This window comes from Pseudomonas flexibilis (assembly GCF_000806415.1).
Classification (GTDB): Bacteria; Pseudomonadota; Gammaproteobacteria; order Pseudomonadales; family Pseudomonadaceae; genus Serpens; species Serpens flexibilis.
Window position 1 is genome coordinate 147,773 of the sequence record NZ_JTAK01000004.1, and the last position, 20,460, is coordinate 168,232.

Genomic DNA, 20,460 nt, shown 5'->3' on the forward strand with positions numbered 1-20,460 from the left:
GCGCCGGCACGGCGCGCCGGGTGGATCGATGAAGCGCGATCCACCCTGCAACGGCAGCCTCAGTGCAGCTTCAAGCGCGGCTCGGTGCTGCGGCCGATGCGGTCGCCGAGCATCATCAGCCCGGTGCGCACCACGCCGTAGAGCGCCACCTGGTGCATGCGATACAGCGAGATGTAGAACATGCGCGCCAGCCAGCCTTCCAACTGCACGCTGCCCATCAGGTTGCCCATCAGGTTGCCGACTGCGCTGAAGCGCGACAGCGAGACCAGCGAGCCGTAGTCGCGGTAGCGGAACGTCGGCAGCGGCTGGCCGGCCAGGCGCAGCTTCAGCGAACGGGCCAGCAGGCTGGCCTGCTGGTGGGCGGCCTGGGCGCGCGGCGGCACGTTGCGCTCGCTGCCGTCGTCCAGCGGGCAGGCCGCGCAGTCGCCAAGCGCAAAGATGTTGTCGTCCAGGGTGGTCTGCAGGGTCGGACGTACCAGCAACTGGTTGATGCGGTTGCTCTCCAGGCCGTCCAGGCCCTTGAGGAACTCCGGCGCCTTCACCCCGGCAGCCCATACCTTCAGGCTCGCCGGAATCACCTCGCCGGTGGCCAGGGTCATGCCGTCGGCGTCCGCCTGCTTCACCGGCGCGCTGGTCAGCACGGTCACGCCGAGCTTTTCCAGGGTCTTGTGCACCGGCACGCTGATGCGCTCGGGCAACGCCGGCAATACCCGCGGGCCGGCCTCGATCAGGGTGATCTTCATGTTCTGCGGCTGGATGCCCTTCAGCCCATAGGCGGCCAGGCCCAGTGCGGCGTTGTGCAGCTCGGCGGCCAGCTCGACGCCGGTGGCGCCGGCGCCGACGATGGCCACGCTGACATTGCCGTCGTCCTGGCCGCGCGCGTGGGCACTGAGGTAGTGGCTGAGCAGCTGGCGGTGGAAACGCTTGGCCTGGGCGGTGGTGTCGAGCAGGATGCAGTGCTCGGCCACGCCCGGGGTGCCGAAGTCGTTGGTGCGGCTGCCGATGGCGATCACCAGGGTGTCGTAGTCCAGGCTGCGCGCCGGCACCAGCTCGTGACCGGCCTCGTCCAGGGTGGCGGCCAGACCGATGCGCTTGGCGGCGCGGTCCAGGCTTTCCAGGCGGCCGATCTGGAACTCGAAGTGGTTCCACTTGGCCTGGGCCACGTAGTTGAGCTCGTTCTCGGCCGCGTTCAGCGAGCCGGCGGCCACTTCGTGCAACAGGGGCTTCCACAGGTGGGTCAGGTTGGCGTCAACCAGGGTGATGCGGGCCTTGCCCCGCTTGCCCAGGGTGCGACCTAGACGGGTGGCGAGCTCAAGCCCGCCGGCGCCGCCGCCGACGATAACGATTCGATGAGTCATGGGAAACGATAGAACCTGAAAGGGGCGCAATTAGGGAGTCGTGCCAGCGGGCGAACCGCCGCTGCACGTGCGGTGGCGCCCCCGCCAGGCCGAATGAAAAAGCGCCCGGAAGTGTACAGGATGTTGACCGTTTCGGCGGCATAGGCCGGGGCGCGCGGCCGCAAAAAAATTGCGGGAGGTCTAGCTGCCGGGCAATCGCGGCGCCCGCGTCACCAGGAAATCGCCCAGGCGTCGGGCCATCTCGCGCTTCGCACCCAAGGCGGGCCACACCAGGTAGTAACTGTCGCCGCTGCGCAGCGGCGACGGCACGGGCAGGGCCAGCGTGCCGCGGCGCAGATCCTCGGCCACCAGCGCCAGGTCGGCGACGGACACCCCGTATCCCTGGGCGGCGGCGCCGATGCCCATTTCCAGGGTGTCGAAGCGCTTGCCCTCCCGCCAGGGCACCTGTTCGCTCCAGCCCTGGTGCTCCAGCCAGCGCTGCCAGTCGCGGCAATCCCGCGAGGGATGGATCAGCGGCTGGCGGGCCAGCCGCGCGGCGTCCCATTCACCCTCGCCCAACAGGGCCGGCGCACAGACCGGCACCAGCCACTCGTCGAACAAGCGCACCGCCTGCCAGTCTGCCGGAAAGTCGCCGCGTCCGAGCAGCACCGCACAGTCGAAGGGCTCGCTGCGGAAGTCCACCTGGTCCACATCCATCCACACACTGGTCAGTTGCACCCGGTGGCGTCCGTCGGCGGCATGGAAGGCTTCCAGCGCCGGCAACAGCCAGCGCAGGGTCAGGGTGGACGGCGCCTTCAGGCGCAACTGGTCACGCTGGCCGGCGATCGCCGCACAGGCGTTTTCCAGGGTGGCGAAGCCGCGCGCCAGTTCCCGGGCGAACTGCTCGCCGGCCTCGGTGAGCGCCAGACGCGGACCGTGCCGCGCGAACAGCGCGCAACCCAGGTGTTCCTCCAGCCCCTTCACGTGCCGGCTGACGGCGCTCTGGGTGATGCACAGGACGCGCGCAGCGGAGGTGAACGAGCCGTGGCGGGCCGCCACCTCGAAGGCGCGCAAGGCATACAGCGGGGGCAGACGCATGCAGGCTCCAAGCATGAGTAAAAGTCAGGCTTGATAGCACGTTTTTGCGTTTTTCCGCCAACCGCACAAGGCCCAGGCTATGAAAGGCCGCTACCCCGAATTCGAGAACCATGATGAATACGTATGCTGCGTTCGCCGCCAGCGCCCTGCTGCTGATTGCCTCGCCCGGCCCGGTCGTGGCCCTGGTGCTGGCGGACGGACGGCGCGGCTGGCCGCTGGGCACCCTCGCCGGCGGCATGCTGTCGGCACTGTTGCTGATGGGACTCGCCCTGCTGGCGCTGGACCGCGCGCTGGCGCTCAGCCCGCAGCTGATCGATCTCGGCCAGCTGCTCGGCGGCCTCTATCTGGCCGCCCTGGGCATCACCACCCTGCGCAGCCCGCCCGCCGCCCAGCGCGCCCAGCCGGCCCCGGCCCGGCGTTTCTGGCGCGCGCTGGGCGTGGGGCTGTCCAACCCCAAGGACATCCTGTTCTTCCTCGCCTTCCTGCCGGCGTTCATACGTCCCGAGCAGGCTTTTGCCGGCCAGGCCGTGGCGCTGGCACTGATCTGGGCGGCCCTCGATTTCAGCGTGCTGCTGGCCTACAGCCTGGCCGCACGGCGTCTGGGGCGCAGTGCGCGGCTGGCGGCGCTGCTGGGCGTGCTGCCCGCCTGGGTGCTGCTCGGCCTGGGCCTGCTGTCGTTCGCCGGCGCGGCGCTCAAACTGCTCAACGGCGCGGGTTGATAAGCGTCTGCTCCAGTGCGTGGTAGGCGGCCTGCCCCACCGGCGCCAACCCGCTGGCCTGTTGCGCGTGCAGGAAGGCCGCGAGCTGCGGCGAGTCGCCCAGTAGAAGCGCGCGGATACGCTGACGCAGCTCGCCGCACAGCCCGCTGCTGAACACCAGCGGATCATTGGGGATCGGCTGCGAGCGCCACAGCACGCGCAGGCTGCGCGTACTGATCAGGCCGCGCCGCAGGTAATCGTCGGCGCGCGGACTGGAGACGAAGGCGGCCTCCACCTTGCCGTCCAGTAGCGCGTCCAGGGCCTTCTCGTGGGAGCCGGTATACAGCTGCCCGGCGAAGAAGCGCTGCAGCGGCCGGCCTACGGCGGTGGGGAACTCGAGGTTGGGGATCACGCTGCCCGAGGTGCTGGCCGGGTCGCTCAACGCTACCCGGGCGCCGCGCAGGTCGGCCAGCGTCTGGACATCCCGGTCGGCGCGCACCACCAGCAGGGCGTGGTAGTACGCACCGGCAGGGGTGAAATGGCCCTGCGCCAGGGTCGGGGTTGCGAACGCCTCGATGTGCGGATCGCGCTGGCGGGCCAGCAGGTAGGCCGCCGGCCCCAGCATGGCCAGGTCCACGCCGCCGGACACCACCGCGTCGATGGCGCCGGCATAGGAGCCAGCGGGCACCATCTGCACCGGGATACCCAGGCCCTCGCCGAGCAGACGGATCAGCGGCTGGAAGTCGCGCTGCTGGATCTCCAGGCGCTTTTCGGGGATGGAGGACAGGCGCAGGCTGCTGGTGCACTGGCTGTGCGACCAGGCGGGAAGCGCCGGCAGCAGCGCCAGCAGGCAGGCAAGGAGGCGGATCGTTTTCATGCGGTTGTGGTGGTGAAGGAATCGTGGAAATCGCGCACCTGCTCGGCGGCCAGCGGGCGACTGAAGTGATAGCCCTGGGCGATGTCGCAGCCGCCCAGTTTCAGGTAGATCAGCTGGTCGCGGGTCTCCACGCCTTCGGCGACCACCCGCAGCGACAGGCGCTTGGCCAGGGTGATGGTCGAAGCGACGATCAGGCTGTCGTCGTGGGCATTGGACAGCTGGGCGATCAGGCTGCGGTCGATCTTCAGCTTGCTGATCGGCAGCGAGTGCAGGTGCGCGAAGCCGGCATAGCCCTTGCCGAAGTCATCCAGGCTGATGCCCAGGCCGGCCTCGCGCAGCGCCTCGAGGTTGGCGAGGGCGACATCCTCGCGGTCGAGCACCGCCGTCTCGGTGACTTCCAGCTCCAGGCAGCGCGGCTCGATGCCGGCCTCGGCGAGGATGCCCAGCACCCGTTCGCTGAAGTCCGCCTGGAACAGCTGCAGGGCCGAGACGTTCACCGCGACGCTGGTCTCCAGGCCCTCGGCGCGCCACGCGGCCAGCTGTCGGCAGGCCAGGCGCAGCACTTCCATGCCCAGCGGCACGATAAAGCCGCTGCGCTCGGCCACGCCGATGAAGCGGTCGGGATAGACCAGGCCGAACTCCGGGTGCTGCCAGCGCACCAGAGCCTCGTAGCCGCACACCTGCAGGCTGTCGATGCTGATCTGCGGCTGGTAGTGCAGCACGAACTGGTGCTGGCGCAGCGCCTCGCCGAAGCGCTGTTCGAACTGGAACTCCTGGATGTTGACGCGGTTGAGCGACGGATCGAAGAAGCGGTACTGGCCACGCCCGGCGCGCTTGGCCGAGTACATGGCGCCGTCGGCGTAGCGGATCAGGGTGTCGATCTCCTGGGCATCGCGCGGGGCGATGGCGATGCCGATGCTCGGGCTGGTGTGCAGCTCGGTGCCATCCAGCTGGTAGCGCGCCGACAGGTGCTCGGCCAGGCGCGCGGCCCAGGCGTCGATCTGCTGCTCGCTGCGGTTGCCGGCCAGCAGCACCACGAACTCGTCGCCGCCGAAGCGCGCCGCCTCGTCGCCCGGCTCCAGCAGGGTCTGGATGCGCCCGGCCACCGCCTGCAGCAGCAGGTCGCCGATGCGGTGGCCGAGGCTGTCGTTGATGGATTTGAAGCGGTCCAGGTCGATGAACAGCACCGCCGCCAGGCAGCGCCGAGCGCGCTGCTCGGCCAGGCTGCGGGCGGCAACCTCGATGAACTGCCGGCGGTTGTACAGGCCGCTGAGGTGGTCGGTGGAGGCGGCCTGGCGGCTGCGCGCGTGCTCGGTTTCCAGGCGACTGATCAGCTGGCGGTTCTCCTGCTCGGACTGGCGCAAGGCGAGCAGCGCGTCCTGCTGGCGGCGCAGCATGTGGATCACCGAGAGGAAGCCGAGCACCACCACGCCGCTCATGATCAGGTTGAACAACAGGTGGCCGGATTCGCGGTCGTCGATGGCCGCCGTGATGTCCCGGTACTGCTGGCTGATCACCAGCGTCACGCCCAGCTCCGGCAGGTGGCGGAACAGGCTCTGGTAGGCCAGCCCGTCGGCCACCGAGGTGTAGCGCCCGGCGCGCAGCTCCGGGCTCGGCGTGTAGCTGGCGGTGAGCGGCGTGCCGCCGTGGATGACGCCCGCGCCGTTGGCGCGCAGCCGCTCGCGGCCGCCGGCGTCGAGCAGTTGCACGAAGCCGGTGGGGCCGAAGTCGATGTGCTGGTAGAGCCGCGCCAGGTAGCCGATGTCCAGGTCGATGCGCACCACCCGGGCGATGGACTGGCGCGCCTCGTCCGGCAGCGGCACCAGCAACGGCAGCCGCCAGGACGGCGATAGCCCCTCGGCCACGCCGTCGCGGGTGGCCAGATAGGGGACATAACCGAAGCGCTGGCAATGGGCGTTCAGTGCACTGAGGGCCTCGGCGGGCAGCGCCTCGGACAGCGGCGCATGGCTGGAGAACAGCGCACGGCCCTCGGCGTCGTAGAGACCCAGGCGATTGAAGATCGGGTCGCTGGCCAGCATGCGGACCATCTTCCAGGCGCCGTCCGGCTCGTCCAGCGCACTGACCAACTGCCCGACCACCGCCTGGGCGCGGTCGGTGATCTGCCGGAAGTTCTCCGCCAGGATGGTGGCCAGGTTGAGGTGTTCGGACGCGTTGGTCGCCAGCACGTCGTCGCGGGCGCGGTCGTACTGGTGGTGATGCAGGGTCCAGATGAAGCCGAGGATCAGCGTGCCCAGCACCAGCGTGGCCCAGGGCATCAGCCCCGGCATGACGGATGTTTTACGGCGCATTCTTCAGAGGGAGGCACGACAGGGATTTTGTGAATTCTGTCACGCGAAACATGACAATCCCGTGACCGCCCACCGGCTTCGGCGGCGTGCCAGAGCGGTTGGTTGCCCGGCCGCCCAGGCCGGCGGCCGCACCGCAGAGACCTAAAGCCCCGCCTGCGCCAGGCGCCGGGCGTGTTCCAGGTACAGCGCCACCGGGTCGACGCCGGGAGCGACGGCACCGGCCTGCTGGTTGACGATGTCCAGGTGATCAAGCGGGTAGTCGGAGCGGATCACCTGGCCCAGGTGGCTGCTGAAGCGCCCGACCATGCCATCGTTCTGCCCGGCCTCGCGCTGGAAGTGCCGCGCCAGGCGCCGACACAACAGATGGCTGGGGTCCAGGCGATTGGCGCCCTGGTCGGTGTCCGGGCCGAGGATGCCGCTCCAGGAGTAGTAGCGCACGCCGTTCACCTCATGCGCGCCTTCCCCGCCCCATTGCGCCGGCAGGCCCTGGGGATAACGGGCATTGAAGGCGGCCACCCCCTCGGTGGACAGTTCCTCCAGGGCCTGCAGGGCGTCGCCGGGCAGCAGCAGGCCGGCGGCCTCGCGATCCAGCCCGGCCATCAGCCGCGCCAGCCCTTCGGTGAAACGCGCCAGCAGGCGCCGGCCGCGCCCGTTCTCGGGGAAGCGCCGCTTGAGCGCGTCGGCCAGCTCCGAGCCGTGATTGGGACCCGCCACCGAGGTGACCGAAGCCACCCATTGCGGACGCCTGGCGGCGGCGTAACGGGCGGTCAGCGCGCCCTGGCTGTGGCCGAGCAGGTTGATCTTGTCCGCCCCGGTGGCGCGGCGGATCTCGGCCAGGCGCTCGAGCAGCTGATCGCCGCGCGGCTCATTGCCATGCACGGCGGAGATGCGCGCGAGGTGCACATCCACGCCCGCGCGGCGCAGCGCGCTGTCGATGCCATACCAGTAGGGATAACCCAGCAGGTGGCCGAAGCCGAGCAGGCCGTGCACCAGCACCAGGGGATAACGCGGCGTGTCGGGGGTGTTCATGCGGGCCTCCATTGCCGTTGCAGGCCCGCCAGTATCACACGTGCAGGACGCTCAGCCACAGCGGCAGGCCGACGGCGGCGAGCAGCGTGGAGAGGAACACGGTGGCGCTGACGGTGCGGCTGTCCTCGGGCTTGCGCACGAAGCCCAGCACATTCACCCCGCTCGGGCAGGCGGCGAGCACCACCAGCACGGCGCGCGCGGCATCCGGCAGCCCCAGGGCGCCGGCGAGCAGGTAGACCAGCGCCGGGAAGGCCACCAGCTTGACCAGGGTCAGCGCCCAGGATGCTCCATCCGGCATCAGCCGGAAGCGCGACAGGCTCAGGCCCAGCACCAGCAGGGCGCAGGGCAGCGCCGCGCCGGCCAGCCAATCGGCCAGTCGCCAGAGCGGCGCCGGCAGCGGCAGGCCGGAGACATTCAGCAGGGCGCCGAGCAGCAGGCCGACGATCAGCGGATTGGCCAGGTTGCCCAGCAGGCTGCTCAGGCGCACCTTCTCGCCGGTACCGAACGCCGCGTACAGGCTTTGCACGCTGAACAGCAGCAGGCTGTGGAACACCAGGATGGCGAACACGTAGACCATGCTCGGCGCGCCGAGCACCGAGGCCACCAGGGGAATGCCGATCAGCACGTTGTTGGAATAGGCGGCGGCCAGGCCCAGCGGCGTGGCCCGGCCGAGTCGTCGGTGGGCCAGCAGACTGACCAGCGCAAACAGCCCCAGCGCCGGCAGGAAATAGGCCAGCAGCAGGTGCGGCGACAGGCCTTCGGCCAGGTTCGCGCGGGCAATGCCGGTGAACAGCACCAGCGGCATGAACAGCTTGAAGGTCAGCGTCGACAGGCCGCTGGCCGCGTCCGACGCAAGCCATTGCCGGCGCCCGATCCAGTAACCGAGCAGAATCAACAGGAAGATCGGCAAAATTGCCTGCACCGCCGCCATCGCACCTCTCCGAATGCCGGGCCTCTGACGCCCCCGCAGAATGGCGCCGGCCCATGCAAGGGGTACGCCAGCGTCCGTGCCGCCATCCCGGCGGACGACCGGCGGAAGTCTCATTCCCGCCCCCAAAGCGGCCACGCGAGGCGGGGCATTTGCTAGAGTGCACCCCCTGCGCCCACCGGAAGAACGCCCGCCCATGACCCGCGCCGAACAGAAACTGCAGACCCGCCAGGCCCTGATGGACGCCGCCCGCCTGTTGATGGAGAGCGGTCGCGGCTTCGGCAGCCTGAGCCTGCGCGAAGTGGCGCGCCACGCCGGCATCGTGCCGACCGGCTTCTACCGGCATTTCAGCGACATGGATGCCCTGGGGCTGGCGCTGGTCGCCGAGGTGGGCGAGACCTTTCGCGCCACGCTGCGCGAGGTGCGCCAGAACGAGTTCGAACACCAGGGACTGATCGAGGCGAGCACGCGCATCTTCCTCGATGCGGTGAGCGCCAATCGCGGCCAGTTCCTGTTCCTGGCCCGCGAGCAGTACGGCGGCTCGCAGCTGGTGCGCCAGGCCATCGCCGCGTTGCGCCAGCGCATCACCGACGACCTGGCCGCCGACCTCAAGCTGATGAACCGCATGCCGCACCTGGACGGGGACGCCATCGACGTGGTCGCCGACCTGGTGGTGAAGACGGTGTTCGCCACCCTGCCGGAACTCATCGACCCGCCGGCCGACACCCTGCCCCCGCACCTGCAGCCGGAAGCCAAGATCACCCAGCAGCTGCGCTTCATCATGATCGGCGGCCGCCACTGGCGCGGACTGGGGCGCAAGGCGGAGTAGGCGCTGCGACCGGGTAGAGCGGCGTAGGTCGGACAACGCCTTCCTTGTCCACCATCGCGCCGGGCACGGCGCGCCTCGTGGCGCGCACGGTGGCTCGGTGAAGCGCGAGCCACCCTACGTTCACAGCGCCTCGTGCGGTTGCGACAGGCGTAGGGTGGACAACGTTTTCCTTGTCCACCACTGCGCCGGAACGGCGCGCCTCGCGGCGCGTCGGTGGCCCGGTGAAGCGCGGGCCACCCTACGTCTAAGTGCGGCTCACGCTTACACCGCCTGTGGCTTGCGGTACACCCAGATGCGCCGGAACACCGTGGCGATCTGCCGGCTCATGCGTCCGGTGTTGTATTCCTGGCCGTAGCGCGCGGCGATCTGGCGGACTTCGCGGGCCATTTCCGCGTAGCGCCGCGCCGGGATGTCCGGATACAGGTGGTGCTCGATCTGATGACTGAGGTTGCCGGTGAGGATGTGGAACAGCGGGCCGCCCTCCAGGTTGCTGGAACCGCGCAGCTGGCGCAGGTACCAGTGACCCCGACTCTCGTTCTCCAGCACCTCGGCCGGGAACACCGCGGCCTTCTCGGTGAAATGCCCGCAGAAGATCACCGCGAAGGTCCACAGGTTGCGCAGCAGGTTGGCCACGAGATTGCCGGTCAGCACCGCCAGGGCGTTGGCGCCGATCAGCAGGGCCAGCAGCGGGAAGAACAGGTAGTCCTTGGCCCACTGGCGGACGATCTTGCCGTTCATCTGGCGCAGCAGCGGGCGCACTTCATCCTTGCTGATGCGGCCCTTGAAGTACTTGTCCAGCTTCACGTGCTGCACCGCCACGGCGTATTGGAACAGCAGCGCCTGCAGGGTGGCCCATAGCACCTGGCGGCGGTAGAAGGGTTTCCAGCGCTGCTCGGGGAACAGGCGCAGCAGGCCGTAGCCGATGTCGTCGTCCCTGCCGATCACGTTGGTATAGGTGTGGTGCAGGTGATTGTGGGTATGCCGCCAGAAGTCGGCCGGGCCGACGATGTCCCACTCGTAGCGCTGGCCGTTGAGCTCCGGATCGTTCATCCAGTCGTACTGGCCGTGCATCACGTTGTGGCCCAGCTCCATGTTCTCCAGGATCTTGCCCAGGCCCAGCAGCAGGGTGCCGAGCAGCCAGGTCGGCGGGAACCAGCCGAACATCAGCAGCACGCGGCCGGCCGTGCAGCACAGGCGCACGGCGGCGCGGACACGGCGGATGTAGCGGGCGTCGGCCGCGCCCAGGTCGGCCAGGGTACGCTCGCGCAGGGCGTCGAGCTCGGCGCCGAACGCATCCAGTTCGGCGGGGGTCAGTTCACGGTCGGTACGCATCGGTGTCTCGAATCAGGGAATGGGAGCGGTCGGTCAGAGGTCGATGCGCACATCGCTCAGCGGGGCGCTGACGCAGATGCGGATCGGCTGGCCGGGCTCGCTGGTTTCGCGGCCGCTGCGCAGGTCGCGCACGCGGCCCTCCAGCAGCTGGCAGGTGCATTCGGTACAGATGCCCTGTCGACAGCCATGCTTGGGCTTGAGGCCACGGGCCTCGGCCTGTTCCAGCAGGGAGCGCTGGTCGTCACCCTCGGCGCGCAGACCGGAGCGGGCGAATTCCAGGCGCACGGCCTGCCCCGCCCCGGCGACCTGGGCGGGTGGCGGGCTGAAGGCTTCCCATTGCGCCGTGCCGGCACGCGGCTCGGCACTCCACAGGCTCAACGCCCCTTGCACGAAGCCGTGCGGACCGCAGGCCAGCAGCGAATGGGCCGGCAGATCGCGCAGGTGCTCGGCGCCCAGGCGGCCATGCAGTTCGCCCTCCCCGGCCGGCTCTCCGGTGATCAGCCATTGCACGCGCAGATTGGGGTGGCGCGCCATCAGTGCCTGCAGCTCGGGCACGAAGGCGCGCTGTTCGCGCCGGCGCACCGAATGCAGCAGCCAGACCGGCTGTTTGCAGCCCTTGGCCAGCGCTTCGCGCAGCAGGCCATACAGGGCGGTGATACCGCTGCCGGCGGCCAGCAGCAGCACGCCGGAATCGGCGTCCCGGGGCCACTCCAGCTCACCGCTTGGCGCGCCCAGTTCCAGCACATCGCCGGGCAGGAGGGTGTCGATCAGCTTATCGGCGAAACGCCCGCCAGGCTGGCGCTTGATGGCCAGCTCCAGCACGCGCCCACGCACGACGGTCAGGCTGTAGCAGCGCGCCAGGCGCACGCCGTCGCGCTCGCCATACACCAGCACCGCCTGACCGGGTCGCGCGCCCGGCCAGTTGCGGTTCGCCTTCAGGCGCAACGCCAGCATGTCGGCGGCGACCCAGCGCAGGGAATGCACGCGCGCGAAGGTACGGTTGAGTCGCCAGTCGGCGCGTAGCGCACCAAGCCAGGCGTCCACGCCGGCTTCGCGCAGCCAGCCGTGCGCCACCAGCAGGCGCAACGGCTGGAGCCAGCCGGCAGGGGAGAAAACGAAAGAGGGCATGCAGGATCCATTTGAGTGAACAAGCGTGCACAAACTGCCAGAGGGCAGGCCTTGAGTCAACACTTGTTCACTGGAAGCACCTCGGTCAACCAAAGGCCGCCCGGCGCCAACCCCTGGCAAACCTGATTGAGATCAAAGTAATGGCACCGTTCATGCACAATGATCGCCGTGCCATGGAATTGGCACCGCGACCGGCCCGTCGACCCCATCCGCCCGACGGGCTGGTTGCTCTTGCGCAAAAAACCGACAACCTCGGCCAAGCCACGGGAGCCGCTGCCCACCTCCGGTTTTCCGCCCGCTACCCACAGACTTATCCACAGCTTCTGGGGAAAAAGATCAGGCTTTCCTCGCGCCACTCAAGTGTGCTAAGCGCTTGTTAAGTGGACATTTTCTGCGCTGCACAAAAAGCGGACAAAGTGCTGGAGGCCCCGAATGGCGTGACTTCCCGCACGTTTCCCGCCACTTATGCACAGGAAGGCCCACAGGTTTTCTGGACAACTTCCTGCCGCCTACCCAGCCCGAACGCAGCGCAATCAATCCACAAGCGTGACGGTACCCTTCATGACGGCCGCGTGCCCTGGGAAGGTGCAGAAGAACATGTACTGTCCATCCGCCTGCAGTTGCGCCACGTCAAAGGTGACGGACGTGCTTTCGCCCCCGCCGATCATCTTGGTATGCGCCAGGATGCGGGAGTCATCGGCCTTCAGGTAGTCGTTATCCAGGCCGGCCGCGGCGCCCTCGTTGACCACCGGCGTCATGTCCGCCTGCCGGGTGAGCACCCAGTTGTGGCCCATGACGTTCTTCGGCAACTGGCCAACGTGCTTCAGGTTGACGGTGAACTGCTGGCAACTCTTGGCGATTTCGATCGCGTTGGTGCTGTAGGTCATCTGGTCGGTGGAGTCGATGTCCACGCTGCATTCGGCGGCCCACAGGGGCGCGGCGGGCAAGGACAGCAAGGCAACCAGGGCGAGTCGACGGATCATGAGGGTTCTCCGGTCAGCGAGTGGTTGAGCCGGTAGACGCATGGACTCGGGCGGGGTTCCGTCGCCACGACGAGGCTATCGTCGCCATGCAAAGCTTCAACGAGCCGCGGCGACCGGGGCGGCCTAGCATGGCAGCCGTTACCGAACGGAGGACGTTCCCATGGGTCTCGAAGAACTGCTGCGCAACCTGCTGGCCAGCTATGCCTCGGCGGCGTGCGGCAACGCCCTGTAGCTTGTCCGCAACCTTTTAACCCCGGCGGGGGTCTTATCGGCACGGCGGCCATCCGGTCGTCAGTTTCGCTTCGTGTGCCGCATGCCCCGCTGGATCGACTCCCTGCACCCGCTGATCGAGCGGGTGACCGCCTTTCTCAAACGCTATCCCGGGCTGGTCGCGCTGTTCGGCTTCGTGTCCGGACTGGCCAGCTTTCTGCTGGTCGATCGCCAGGCCGGGCTGGCCAAGGTGATCGCCGTGGTGATGCTGGTCAGCTGGCTGTGGCTGGCCCTGGGTCACACCCTGTACCGCTGGCTGGAGCGGCGCTTCGGCCTGCGCCTGCCGCCGCCGCTGCTGCACTACGCGACGCAGATGATCCACCAGGAGAGTCTGTTCTTTATCCTGCCGTTCTTCTTCATCACCACCAGCTGGAATACCGGCCAGGCCGCGTTTACCGGTGTGCTGGGCCTGGCCGCGCTGGTCTCGATCGTCGACCCGATCTACTACCGGGGCCTGGCGACGCGCCGCTGGCTGTACCTGGCGTTCCACAGCCTGACGCTGTTCGCCGTGCTGCTCACCGCGCTGCCGATCATCCTGCAATTGGACACCGCGCAGAGCTACCGCTGGGCGCTGGGCATCGCCCTGCTGCTGGCCCTGCCCAGCCTCGCGGCACTCACCGGAACGGGCTGGCGCCGCTGGCTGCTGGCCCCCCTGTTGCTGGTGGCGCTGGCCGGCGCCGGCTGGCTGGCACGGCTGTGGGTGCCGCCGGCGACCCTGTGGCTGAACCAGGTCGCCATCGCCCACGAGGTGCGCGAGCGGGCACCTACCGAACGGTTGCGGCGGGTCAGCGTGGAACGCCTGAATGCTGAGGGTCTGTACGCCTACACGGCGATCAGCGCGCCGCGCGGCCTGTCAGAGCGCATCCAGCACGTCTGGAGATTGAGCGGCAAGGAGGTGGACCGCATCACCCTGTCGATCCAGGGCGGCCGTGAAGCGGGTTACCGGGCCTGGACCCACAAGCGCAACTTCCCGCCCGACCCACGCGGCAGGTGGCAGGTGCAGGTGGTGACCGAAGCCGGTCAGTTGATCGGGGTGGTGCGCTTCGTCGTCGAGTAGGGCGGTCAAGGCATCGCCTTGGCCGCCGTTCCGGCGGCAGGGGGCCCAGATCGTAGGATGGATCGCGCCCCACCGATCCACCGCGCGCCGTACCGGCGCGATGGTGGACAAGGAAAACGTTGTCCACCCTACGGGCTTAGCGCGGCGCCACCGGGCGCTGCGGCTTGCCGCCCTTCCCGCCCTTGCCGGCGCCACCCTTGCCCGCCCGGGCCTGCTCGGCGCGACGGGCTTCGGCAGCGGCCTTGGCCTGTTCGCGCTTGTCCCAGGCATTGCCGTCGTGGCTGCGCGGCGGCAGGCCGGTGTGCTGGGTGAGCAGCTTGCCGCCCTGCCCGGCCTTCTTGCTGCCGACCGGCGTGGAGTTCTTGCGCCGCGCGCTCTGGTAGCCCGCATCGCCGGCCGACTGATGGGCCGGGATCAACTGATGCTTGGCGGAGCCGATCAGGTCGGCACGGCCCATGCGCAGCAACGCCTCGCGCAGCAGCGGCCAGTTCTTCGGGTCGTGCCAGCGCAGGAAGGCCTTGTGCAGGCGGCGCTGCTCCTCGCTCTTCACCACCACCACGCCTTCGCTCTTGTAGGTGACCTTGCGCAGCGGATTCTTGCCGGTGTGGTACATGGCGGTGGCCGAGGCCATCGGCGACGGATAGAAGGCCTGCACCTGGTCGGCGCGGAAGCCGTTGGCCTTCAGCCACAGGGCGAGGTTCATCATGTCTTCGTCGGTGGTACCCGGGTGCGCGGCGATGAAGTACGGGATCAGGTACTGTTCCTTGCCCGCTTCCTTCGAATACTTGTCGAACATCTTCTTGAAGCGGTCGTAGGAGCCGATGCCCGGCTTCATCATCTTGTCCAGCGGACCGCGCTCGGTGTGCTCCGGGGCGATCTTCAGGTAGCCACCCACGTGGTGGGTGACCAGCTCCTTGACGTACTCGGGCGATTCCACCGCCAGGTCGTAGCGCAGACCCGAGGCGATGAGGATCTTCTTCACGCCGGGCAGCGCGCGGGCCTTGCGGTACAGCTCGATCAGCGAGCTGTGGTTGGTATCCAGGTTCTCGCAGATGCCCGGATAAACGCAGGACGGCTTGCGGCAGTGCTTCTCGATGTCGTGGCTCTTGCAACCCAGCCGGTACATGTTGGCGGTCGGCCCGCCGAGGTCGGAGACCACCCCGGTGAAGCCGCGCACCTTCTTCATCTCCTCGATCTCGTGGAGGATCGACTCGTGCGAGCGGCTCTGGATGATGCGCCCCTCGTGCTCGGTGATGGAGCAGAAGGTACAGCCGCCGAAGCAGCCGCGCATGATGTTCACCGAGAAGCGGATCATCTCGTAGGCGGGAATCTTCGCGCCGTTGTAGGCCGGGTGCGGCACGCGCGCGTAGGGCGCGGCGAACACGTAGTCCATCTCCTCGGTGGTCAGCGGGATCGGCGGCGGATTCAGCCAGATGTCCAGGTTCTCGTGCTTCTGCACCAGCGCGCGGGCGTTGCCCGGGTTGGTTTCCAGGTGCAGCACGCGGTTGGCGTGGGCATACAGCGCCGGGTCGTTGCGCACCTTCTCGAAGGACGGCAGGCGGATCACCGTGCGCTCGCGGTCATGGCTCGGGTGCGGCAGCAGCACCAGCGGCTTGGCCTCGTTGGGGTCCTCGGCCGGCGGCTGGCCGTTTTCCAGGGCGCAGGCTTCCAGGTCGCGGGTGTTGACGTAGGGGTTGATGATCTTGTCGATCTTGCCCGGCCGGTCGATGCGCGTGGAGTCGATCTCGAACCAGCCCTCGGGGGTGTCCTTGCGGATGAAGGCGGTGCCGCGCACGTCGGTGATGGCCTCGATCGGCTGGCCGGCGGCCAGGCGATGAGCCACTTCGACGATGGCGCGCTCGGCGTTGCCATACAGCAGCAGGTCGGCGGTGGCGTCCATGAGGATCGAACGGCGCACCTTGTCCGACCAGTAGTCGTAGTGGGCGATGCGGCGCAGCGACGCCTCGATGCCGCCGAGGACTACCGGCGTATCGCTGAAGGCCTCCTTGCAGCGCTGGCTGTACACCAGGCTGGCGCGGTCCGGACGCTTGCCGGCCTCGCCGCCGGCGGTATAGGCATCGTCGGAGCGCACCTTACGGTCGGCGGTGTAGCGGTTGATCATCGAGTCCATGTTGCCCGCCGCCACACCGAAGAACAGGTTCGGCTTGCCGAGCTTCATGAAGTCGTCTTTGGAACGCCAGTCCGGCTGGCTGATGATGCCGACACGGAAGCCCTGGGCTTCCAGCAGCCGGCCGATGATTGCCATGCCGAACGACGGATGGTCGACGTAGGCGTCGCCGGTGACCACGATGATGTCGCAGCTGTCCCAGCCGAGCCGATCCATCTCTTCCCGGCTCATCGGCAGGAAGGGCGCGGGCCCGAAGCACTCGGCCCAGTATTTGGGGTAGTCGAACAGCGGCTTGACGGCGGTCATGGACGGAACCAGGGGCAATACGAAAAAGGGCGCGGAATATAGCACAAAAAGTGAACAAGTCCGACAAGGACGCTCGGGTTTGGCAGTGGCCGGTAGCGCCTACGATCGGTACTCGCGGCGTACCCGGGCGGTGACCTTGGTCAGCAGCTCGTAGCCGATGGTCCCGGCAGCCTTCGCGACCTCGTCGACCGACAGCTGGGCACCCCACAGTTCCACTGCATCGCCGATGCGCGCCTCCGGCAGGTCGGTGACGTCGATGGCCAGCATGTCCATGGACACCCGGCCGGCCAGCGGCACGCGCCGGCCGCGCACCACCACCGGCGTGCCGGACGGCGCGTGCCGCGGGTAACCGTCGGCGTAACCGCAGCTGACCGTGGCGATGCGCGACGGCCGCTGCGCCACCCAGGCGGCGCCGTAGCCCACCCCCTCGCCGGCCGGCACATCATGCAGCGCGATGATCTGCGCGGTCAGGCTCATGGCCGGCGTGAGGCCCAGCTCGGCGGCGCTCATCCCGGCGAACGGCGAGGCGCCGTAGAGCATGATCCCCGGCCGGACCCAGTCCATGTGCGCCGGGGCAAAGGTCAGCACCGCGGCGGAGTTGGCGAAACTGCGCTGGTCGAACGCCACATCCTGAAGGTCGACATAGCAATCCAGCTGCTGGCCGGTGAGCTCGTGACCCTGTTCGTCGGCACAGGCCAGGTGGCTGATCAGGTTGACTTCGGCCACCTGCGGCGCGGCGCGCAGGCGTTCGGCCCAATGACGGATCTCCTCGGCGGAGAAGCCCAGCCGGTGCATGCCGGAATCCAGCTTGAGCCAGACGTTGAGCTGGCGGTCGCTGCGCAGCATCAACAGGCGCTCGGCCTGCTCAGTGCCCTGCACCGCCACATCCAGGTTGAGCGCCACGGCCGTGCGCCAGTCTTCCTCGTCGAAGCAGCCTTCCAGCAGCAGGATGCGCGCCTTGGGCGCATTGGCGCGCACCACGCGGGCCTCCTCCACACAGCACACGGCGAACCCGTCGGCCTCCTCGGCCAGCGCCGTCGCCACCATGGCCGCGCCGTGACCGTAGGCATCGGCCTTGACCACCGCCAGGGCGCGCCGCCCCGGCGCACAGCGCTTGGCCTGGGCGTAGTTGTGACGGATGGCGGCCAGATCGACCGTGGCGACGAGGGGGCGCATGGGAAAATCCTGTGCAGCGGAAAAAGACCCGGGAAAGCTTACTCCTCACAGCCGGGCCCGCAAGGCGAAAGCGGCGCGGCGACGCCCTCGCCGGCCGGACGCTGGCGGGTTATTCGTCGTCGTCGAACTGGTAGCTACCCGGCGCCAGGTTCTCGAAGCGCGAATAGCGACCGAGGAAGGCCAGGCGCACCGTGCCGATCGGCCCGTTACGCTGCTTGCCGATGATGATTTCGGCGATGCCCTTGTGCTCGGTTTCCGGGTGATACACCTCGTCCCGGTAGACGAACATGATGATGTCGGCGTCCTGCTCGATGGCCCCGGACTCGCGCAGGTCGGAGTTGACCGGGCGCTTGTTGGGCCGCTGTTCCAGCGAGCGGTTGAGCTGCGAGAGCGCCACTACCGGGCAGTTGAATTCCTTGGCCAGCGCCTTGAGCGAGCGGGAGATTTCCGAGATCTCGTTGACCCGGTTGTCGCCGCTGGAGCCGGGGATGCGCATCAGCTGCAGGTAGTCGACCATGATCAGGCCGATCTCGCCGTGCTCGCGGGCCACCCGGCGGGTGCGCGCGCGCATTTCCGAGGGGCTGATGCCGGCGGTGTCGTCGATGAACAGCTTGCGGTCGTTGAGCAGGTTGACCGCCGAGGTCAGGCGCGGCCAGTCGTCGTCGTCCAGCTTGCCGGTGCGCACCTTGGTCTGATCGATGCGCCCCAGCGAGGCGAGCATACGGATGACGATGGAATCGGCAGGCATTTCCAGCGAGTAGACGAGGATCGCCTTGTCGCTACGCAGCAGGGCGTTCTCCACCAGGTTCATGGCGAAGGTGGTCTTGCCCATCGACGGACGGCCGGCCACGATCACCAGGTCGGCGGCCTGCAGGCCGCTGGTCTTATCGTCCAGGTCGGAGAAGCCGGTGGTCAGGCCGGTGATGGCGTCGGTGCTGTTGAACAGCGTGTCGATGCGGTCGATGGCCTTGGCGAGGATGTCGTTGAGGCCCACCGGGCCGCCGCTCTTGGGGCGTGCCTCGGCGATCTCGAAAATCTTGCGCTCGGCCTCGTCGAGGATCTCGTCGCCGTTGCGGCCTTGCGGGGCATAGGCGCTGTCGGCGATCTCGCTGCTGACGCTGATCAGCTTGCGCAGGGTGGCCCGCTCGCGAATGATCGCCGCGTAGGCCTTGATATTGGCCACTGAGGGCGTGTTCTTGGCCAGTTCGCCCAGGTAGGCCAGGCCGCCGACCTGGTTCAGGTGGCCTTCCTTGTCCAGTTGCTCGGACAGAGTCACCACGTCGAACGGCATGTTGCGCTCGGCCAGCACGTGGACGGCACGGAAGATCAGGCGATGGTCATGGCGGTAGAAGTCGCCATCCGAAACCTGGTCAGCGACCCGTTCCCAGGCGTCGTTGTCCAGCATCAGGCCACCCAGCACGGCTTGCTCGGCCTCGATGGAATGCGGGGGCACCTTGAGGGCCGCGGTTTCCAGGTCGTACTGCTCGGGTAGGCTGATTTCGTTCATGGGTCTCGACAACGTTTTGCTGCGGCAGAAAAACAACAGGCACGTTCCGCTTGAGCGAAACGTGCCTGATGTTACGCGTCCGACCCCGCAAGGGGCCAGACAGTTCGTCGACCTTAGCCGGCGACCACGACCAGACGGACGCTGGCCTCGACGTCGGTGTGCAGGTGCAGCGCGACGTCGTATTCGCCAACCTGGCGAATGGTGCCGTTGGGCAGACGCACTTCGCTCTTGGCCACTTCCACGCCAGAGGCGGTCAGGGCGTCGGCGATGTCGGCGGTGCCGATGGAACCGAACAGCTTGCCTTCATCGCCAGCAACGGCGGTGATGGTCACTTCCAGCTCGTTCAGCTGAGCGGCGCGGGCTTCGGCAGCGGCCTTCTTCTCGGCAGCAGCCTTTTCCAGCTCGGCGCGACGGGCTTCGAACGCAGCCACGTTCTCGGCGGTAGCCGGGGTGGCCTTGCCTTGCGGCATCAGGTAGTTACGACCGTAACCGCTGCGAACTTTGACCTTGTCGCCCAGGTTGCCGAGGTTGGCAATTTTTTCCAGCAGGATGACTTCCATTTGAGTCTTACCTCTTAACTTTTAACCTTCACCGTTCGCAGGCCCGGAACCCTTGCGGGGCACGCGGCCGCGAAAATCAAACAGACTGTCGACGATGGCAAGCACCATCAGTAGCGGATAGACCAGTTGCATGAACAGCACCAGGGTGACGTACAGGCCCACCAGCCAGAAGCGTCCGAGACGCTGGGCGGCGACCAGTCCATGCACCAGGGCAATACCGGCGAACACCAGCGGCACACTGCACAGCGGCGCCAGCATGGGCAGGCCCAGGCTCGGACCCAGCAGCATGCCGGCCACCAGCGGCACGGTCATCCACAGCGGCAGTCGCAGGGCGCGGAATTCCTCGCCAAAACCGCCGGGGTTGTACAGTGCCGCCTGCCAGTAGCGCCCGAGCAGCAGGCACAGCAGGGTGACGATCTGCAGCAGCGCGGCCATCAGGCCGGTGAGCACCGGCACGATCAGCCCCAGAACCTGGGCCTGCTCGGCGGCGGACAGCTGTTCCCAGCCACTGCCAATGACCTGCGGCATGAGCTTCTGCAGCTCAGCGGCCACGGCCTCGATCGGCTCCGCGAACTGGCTGCCGAGCACCAGACCGAACACCACGCCCAACGGCACACTGGCCAGCAGCACCTTCACCCAGGACACGCTGGCGCGCAGCACCAGGGCCAGGCAGAGGGCGCCGAGCAGTACCAGCAAGGTGCGCGGCTCGCCGAACCACCACCAGCCAATGGCCGGCAGCAAGGCCCAGACGAGGATGCCCAGGGCATCGTTCAGCCCCCGACGCAGCAGCACCAGGCTGCCGGCGGCGGCGCTCAGCCAGAACAGCATCGGCAGCAACGCACCACCCGCCACCACCAGGATGGCTTGGGTGCGTCCGCGCATGATGAAGTCGGCCAGTGCCCGCATGC

At 68.1% G+C, this 20,460-nt stretch carries 17 protein-coding genes; 3 read left to right on the top strand and 14 right to left on the bottom strand.

Annotation, left to right across the window (positions count from 1 at the left end; all coding sequences use genetic code 11):
• Window positions 1-59 precede the first annotated feature (59 nt).
• The gene (locus tag PT85_RS09935; RefSeq protein ID WP_039606569.1) at window positions 60-1,358 is read right to left on the bottom strand and encodes an NAD(P)/FAD-dependent oxidoreductase; all 1,299 of its coding nucleotides are present in this window, start codon (window positions 1,356-1,358) and stop codon (window positions 60-62) included.
• 180 nt (window positions 1,359-1,538) lie between these two features.
• Window positions 1,539-2,435 carry a LysR substrate-binding domain-containing protein gene (locus PT85_RS09940; protein ID WP_234702690.1) on the bottom strand — a complete coding sequence of 299 codons (897 nt, stop codon included), beginning with the start codon at window positions 2,433-2,435 and terminating at the stop codon, window positions 1,539-1,541.
• A 110-nt stretch (window positions 2,436-2,545) separates the two neighbouring features.
• On the opposite strand from PT85_RS09940, the gene PT85_RS09945 reads away from it, so the two are divergent.
• Window positions 2,546-3,154, top strand: coding sequence for a LysE family transporter (locus PT85_RS09945; protein WP_027589895.1), 609 nt, complete (start codon window positions 2,546-2,548; stop codon window positions 3,152-3,154).
• Here PT85_RS09945 and PT85_RS09950 read toward each other — a convergent pair.
• From PT85_RS09950 to PT85_RS09965, 4 genes are all read right to left on the bottom strand, one after another.
• Complete coding sequence (locus PT85_RS09950) at window positions 3,138-4,010, bottom strand: phosphate/phosphite/phosphonate ABC transporter substrate-binding protein (RefSeq protein WP_039606571.1); 873 nt, start codon at window positions 4,008-4,010, stop codon at window positions 3,138-3,140. The two genes, PT85_RS09945 and PT85_RS09950, sit on opposite strands and share 17 nt — an antisense overlap.
• Window positions 4,007-6,319 carry a putative bifunctional diguanylate cyclase/phosphodiesterase gene (locus PT85_RS09955; RefSeq protein WP_039606572.1) on the bottom strand — a complete coding sequence of 771 codons (2,313 nt, stop codon included), beginning with the start codon at window positions 6,317-6,319 and terminating at the stop codon, window positions 4,007-4,009. Before PT85_RS09955 ends, PT85_RS09950 begins: the two co-directional genes overlap by 4 nt.
• 141 nt (window positions 6,320-6,460) lie before the next feature.
• Window positions 6,461-7,348: an esterase/lipase family protein gene (locus PT85_RS09960; RefSeq protein WP_027589898.1), complete on the bottom strand. Its 888-nt coding sequence runs from the start codon at window positions 7,346-7,348 to the stop codon at window positions 6,461-6,463.
• A 34-nt stretch (window positions 7,349-7,382) separates the two neighbouring features.
• Complete coding sequence (locus tag PT85_RS09965; RefSeq protein ID WP_039606573.1) at window positions 7,383-8,279, bottom strand: AEC family transporter; 897 nt, start codon at window positions 8,277-8,279, stop codon at window positions 7,383-7,385.
• Between the two features lie 193 nt (window positions 8,280-8,472).
• Between PT85_RS09965 and PT85_RS09970 the strand changes: the two genes are divergently transcribed.
• The gene (locus PT85_RS09970) at window positions 8,473-9,105 is read left to right on the top strand and encodes a TetR family transcriptional regulator (RefSeq protein WP_027589900.1); all 633 of its coding nucleotides are present in this window, start codon (window positions 8,473-8,475) and stop codon (window positions 9,103-9,105) included.
• 261 nt (window positions 9,106-9,366) lie between these two features.
• Here PT85_RS09970 and PT85_RS09975 read toward each other — a convergent pair whose 3' ends face one another.
• From PT85_RS09975 to azu, 3 genes are all read right to left on the bottom strand, one after another.
• On the bottom strand, window positions 9,367-10,437 hold the full coding sequence (locus PT85_RS09975) for a fatty acid desaturase family protein (RefSeq protein ID WP_039606574.1): 1,071 nt from the start codon (window positions 10,435-10,437) through the stop codon (window positions 9,367-9,369).
• Window positions 10,438-10,470: 33 nt separating this feature from the next.
• Entirely contained in the window at window positions 10,471-11,565 is a 1,095-nt protein-coding gene (locus tag PT85_RS09980) for a flavin reductase family protein (RefSeq protein ID WP_027589902.1), read from the bottom strand.
• A 533-nt stretch (window positions 11,566-12,098) separates the two neighbouring features.
• Window positions 12,099-12,548 carry an azurin gene (gene azu / locus PT85_RS09985; RefSeq protein ID WP_027589903.1) on the bottom strand — a complete coding sequence of 150 codons (450 nt, stop codon included), beginning with the start codon at window positions 12,546-12,548 and terminating at the stop codon, window positions 12,099-12,101.
• Between the two features lie 313 nt (window positions 12,549-12,861).
• On the opposite strand from azu, the gene PT85_RS09990 reads away from it, so the two are divergent.
• Window positions 12,862-13,875, top strand: coding sequence for a DUF5924 family protein (locus tag PT85_RS09990; RefSeq protein WP_039606575.1), 1,014 nt, complete (start codon window positions 12,862-12,864; stop codon window positions 13,873-13,875).
• A gap of 136 nt (window positions 13,876-14,011) precedes the next feature.
• On the opposite strand, the gene PT85_RS09995 is transcribed toward PT85_RS09990, so the two are convergent.
• From PT85_RS09995 to PT85_RS10015, 5 genes are all read right to left on the bottom strand, one after another.
• Window positions 14,012-16,309, bottom strand: coding sequence for a YgiQ family radical SAM protein (locus PT85_RS09995; protein WP_039606576.1), 2,298 nt, complete (start codon window positions 16,307-16,309; stop codon window positions 14,012-14,014).
• Between the two features lie 99 nt (window positions 16,310-16,408).
• Window positions 16,409-17,485, bottom strand: a complete 1,077-nt coding sequence (gene alr, locus PT85_RS10000; RefSeq protein WP_039606577.1) for an alanine racemase — start codon at window positions 17,483-17,485, stop codon at window positions 16,409-16,411.
• A gap of 109 nt (window positions 17,486-17,594) precedes the next feature.
• Entirely contained in the window at window positions 17,595-18,992 is a 1,398-nt protein-coding gene (gene dnaB / locus PT85_RS10005) for a replicative DNA helicase (protein WP_027589452.1), read from the bottom strand.
• A 113-nt stretch (window positions 18,993-19,105) separates the two neighbouring features.
• On the bottom strand, window positions 19,106-19,552 hold the full coding sequence (rplI, locus tag PT85_RS10010; RefSeq protein ID WP_027589451.1) for a 50S ribosomal protein L9: 447 nt from the start codon (window positions 19,550-19,552) through the stop codon (window positions 19,106-19,108).
• Between the two features lie 21 nt (window positions 19,553-19,573).
• Window positions 19,574-20,458 carry a YybS family protein gene (locus tag PT85_RS10015; protein ID WP_027589450.1) on the bottom strand — a complete coding sequence of 295 codons (885 nt, stop codon included), beginning with the start codon at window positions 20,456-20,458 and terminating at the stop codon, window positions 19,574-19,576.
• Window positions 20,459-20,460 lie beyond the last annotated feature (2 nt).

Bases quoted from the DNA above. Each gene is read 5' to 3' on its own strand.
- PT85_RS09975 (WP_039606574.1), bottom strand. From the start codon at position 10,437: ATGCGTACCGACCGTGAACTGACCCCCGCCGAACTGGATGCGTTCGGC.
- rplI (WP_027589451.1), bottom strand. From the start codon at position 19,552: ATGGAAGTCATCCTGCTGGAAAAAATTGCCAACCTCGGCAACCTGGGC.
- PT85_RS09935 (WP_039606569.1), bottom strand. From the start codon at position 1,358: ATGACTCATCGAATCGTTATCGTCGGCGGCGGCGCCGGCGGGCTTGAG.
- PT85_RS09960 (WP_027589898.1), bottom strand. From the start codon at position 7,348: ATGAACACCCCCGACACGCCGCGTTATCCCCTGGTGCTGGTGCACGGC.
- PT85_RS09990 (WP_039606575.1), top strand. From the start codon at position 12,862: ATGCCCCGCTGGATCGACTCCCTGCACCCGCTGATCGAGCGGGTGACC.
- PT85_RS10015 (WP_027589450.1), bottom strand. From the start codon at position 20,458: ATGCGGGCACTGGCCGACTTCATCATGCGCGGACGCACCCAAGCCATC.
- dnaB (WP_027589452.1), bottom strand. From the start codon at position 18,992: ATGAACGAAATCAGCCTACCCGAGCAGTACGACCTGGAAACCGCGGCC.
- PT85_RS09980 (WP_027589902.1), bottom strand. From the start codon at position 11,565: ATGCCCTCTTTCGTTTTCTCCCCTGCCGGCTGGCTCCAGCCGTTGCGC.
- PT85_RS09940 (WP_234702690.1), bottom strand. From the start codon at position 2,435: ATGCGTCTGCCCCCGCTGTATGCCTTGCGCGCCTTCGAGGTGGCGGCC.
- azu (WP_027589903.1), bottom strand. From the start codon at position 12,548: ATGATCCGTCGACTCGCCCTGGTTGCCTTGCTGTCCTTGCCCGCCGCG.
- PT85_RS09945 (WP_027589895.1), top strand. From the start codon at position 2,546: ATGATGAATACGTATGCTGCGTTCGCCGCCAGCGCCCTGCTGCTGATT.
- PT85_RS09955 (WP_039606572.1), bottom strand. From the start codon at position 6,319: ATGCGCCGTAAAACATCCGTCATGCCGGGGCTGATGCCCTGGGCCACG.
- PT85_RS09970 (WP_027589900.1), top strand. From the start codon at position 8,473: ATGACCCGCGCCGAACAGAAACTGCAGACCCGCCAGGCCCTGATGGAC.
- PT85_RS09950 (WP_039606571.1), bottom strand. From the start codon at position 4,010: ATGAAAACGATCCGCCTCCTTGCCTGCCTGCTGGCGCTGCTGCCGGCG.
- PT85_RS09965 (WP_039606573.1), bottom strand. From the start codon at position 8,279: ATGGCGGCGGTGCAGGCAATTTTGCCGATCTTCCTGTTGATTCTGCTC.
- alr (WP_039606577.1), bottom strand. From the start codon at position 17,485: ATGCGCCCCCTCGTCGCCACGGTCGATCTGGCCGCCATCCGTCACAAC.
- PT85_RS09995 (WP_039606576.1), bottom strand. From the start codon at position 16,309: ATGACCGCCGTCAAGCCGCTGTTCGACTACCCCAAATACTGGGCCGAG.